The organism is Methylomonas rivi, from assembly GCF_024505165.1.
GTDB lineage: Bacteria > Pseudomonadota > Gammaproteobacteria > Methylococcales > Methylomonadaceae > Methylomonas > Methylomonas rivi.
In genome coordinates this window covers 1-2,799 of sequence record NZ_JANIBK010000260.1, presented here as the reverse complement: position 1 = coordinate 2,799, position 2,799 = coordinate 1, and the positions used below count along the sequence as shown (strand labels likewise).

The following is a 2,799-nucleotide window of genomic DNA, read 5'->3' as shown; positions in this document are numbered from 1 at the left end:
GGCCGGTTCCCCGGCGAAGGACAGCGTGCAAAGAGCGACTTTGCAGCCCGGCCAGGATCTGGGCGACCCGCAACAAACCCTGTGCCGGAAACCGGCGGCCGAGGACAAAAAACCGGAATCGACCCTGAGCCGCAAACCCGAAGAAAATGCGGCAAAAAAGGCCGACGACAAACTGAACAGAAAAGAAGACAAGCCGGCTCTGCAAGCCAAGGGCGACGCGCCGCAAATAGACCAGGCCACCGAACAACGCATCGATAATTTGCGCGGCAAGGGCGAGCCGCTGCCGGAAGCGGTGAAAAACGATATGCAGCAACAGTTGCAGGCCGATTTTTCCGGCGTGCGCATTCATACCGGCGGCGAGGCCGCGGCGTTGGCGGCCGGCATCAACGCCCGGGCGTTTACGGTGGGCCACGATATATTTTTCGGCACCGGCGAGTACGCGCCGGACAGCGCCGAGGGGCGCAAACTGTTGGCGCACGAGTTGACCCACGTGGTGCAGCAAAACGGTACGATAGGCCTGGTACAGCGGGAAGTAACCGATACGGCGACGGGCGAACGCTTCGGCGAAAAGAAGACCGGCTTTATCGAATTTCCGAGCCTGGCGGTACCGTCGGAATTACTCAGCGCCTACACCAGCAGGGCACCGTTCATCCATCACAAGGCTTACAGCCGGGCGCGCAACGACCAGACCGAAGTCTGGCGGGACGGCATCGGCGTGCAGACCACCCGCAATAAATTACAAGCAATTGCCGGCCGCCGGTTGGGCGCCGGCACCACCCCATCGCGCTATTTGTTCGAGGTGCCTTCCGCGCACGACTATCCGCGCGCCAGCGAAGGCCGCGGCCGCGGTACCGAATTTTTAAACGGCAGTTCCTTGGAAGAGTGCGCCCGCCAGGCGGCGATTCCGCGCTGGGATAAAGCCGGCAATCCGCACGCATCCGCCAGCAGCAACCGCCGGGCCATGGGCAGTTACGATGTCGACCATATGCTGGAACAACGTTTCGGCGCCCGCTTGCCGACCGGCGATTTCAGCCTGCGCGACGATGTGCATGTAATGGCGAACTTTTTTCTGCTGGACGGCAACATCAACCGCAACGTCAAGGTGCGCAATCTCGACCAGGCCATCGATTCGGCCTTGGACCGGTTCAGGCAGAACAACAGCGATACCTATGACGGCAAAGCGTTCAGCGAATGGACCAACGCCCAATTGAAATCCCGGCTGAGTTTGAAATTCATGAATGCGACCGCCGGCGACGCCATCGGTGCCAGCGGCAATAACGTTTGGTCGCAAACCGATATCGAAAGCGGTACGCATATAGACGCCTTGCAACCGGATGCCGGCGCCACCGCGCGGATTTTTTACCGCACTCCGGCGGATCTCGACGCACAGGTTCCGGCGAATAAACGCATGATACTGTTCGGCACCCGCCGGCAGACCATAGACCCCAACCGGCAAAACGAATACCGGGACATGCTGGCGCCGTTTCGCCTGACCAAAACCGACAATGTCGATAACGACGACTTGCTGCGCTTCAATATTCGCCTACCCGAGGATTCGGCGCATTTCGCCGGTAAAAACATCGACGAGCCGCTGGTCATCAAATCCCTGGAAGGCTCCGAACGGGTAGGGCTGGCGCCGATGGCGCGTTTTCCGTTGCTGATGGGGCTGCATCGCCTGGCCGACGGCGAAAGCAGTTCGGTATTGGAACATAAGCAAGCCAGTCCGATTTCCATCGACCATTGGGAGGTCGACCCCGCCCAGGGTTTAATCGTGCAGGGGCAAATTTTGCCGTCGCTGCCGTTGTTGCAGGATGCCGGTATCGATTTCGAGCTCAGCGGCCGCGACATTACCTTTTCCAAAACCTTCAGCATCAACGATATTGCCGCGCCGCCGCCGTTGCAGGTCAGCGAATGTTCGTTAACGGTATCGGCCGGTACCCGCGGTCTGGCGGTGGAAGGGAAGGTCGATTTCGCCGTGGAACAGCTGGGTAGCGGCTATTTGCGCGGGCGGCTGGGCAGCGATCGGCATTTGGGCGTCGAGGGCGCGTTTAATTTCAACTCCGAGATTTTCGACCCGGCGCAGGTGACGCTAGGTTATGTCGACAATGCATTTTACGGGGAAGGGCGCATCGGCATTCCGGGTTCCAAGGTGCCGGGCATACGCAGCGCCACTATCGCCGCCAGTTTTAACGAACAGGGTTTTAGCGCCTCCGGCGAAGCGGAGCTGGATATTCCAGGCGTGGAACGCGGCAGCATGAATGTCAGCTATTCCGAACAGGACGGCTTTGCCGTGGGCGGCACCTTCGGTTTGTCGTCGGATATTCCAGGCATTCGTAGCGGACAGGTCAGCGTGGAATTGACGCGCTCCGCCGAGGGCGCATACGGTATCAGTGCCAGCGGCGAGGCGGTGCCGGATATTCCCGGTTTCGAAAGCCGTTTGGCCATCAGTTACGACAACGGCGCGCTCAGCATCGAAGGCCACGCGCAATTTCAGCGCGGCATGCTGGCGGGCGAAGCCACGGTCGGCGCGACCAACCGGGCCCTGGATAATGCCGGCCAGCCTACCGGCGAGGCGACCGAAACCATGATCATGTACGGCAGCGGCTCCGCCACGCTGCAAATCGCGCCGTGGCTGCAAGGCACGGTCGGCATTGCCTTTGCCCCCAACGGCGAAGTCACCGTGGTGGGCGAAATCGGCCTGCCCAGCGCGGTGGAACTGTTGCCGCGCAAACAGGTGGAACGCAATTTATTCTCGGTCGGCACCTCGATCCCCATCGTGCCGGGTATCGTCGCCCGCAT

1 protein-coding gene is annotated in these 2,799 nt (G+C 60.8%); it reads left to right on the top strand.

Annotated elements, in window-relative coordinates; genetic code table 11:
• Positions 1–2,799 (top strand): eCIS core domain-containing protein (locus tag NP596_RS20805; protein WP_256617303.1); only part of this gene is annotated, 2,799 nt, incomplete at both ends.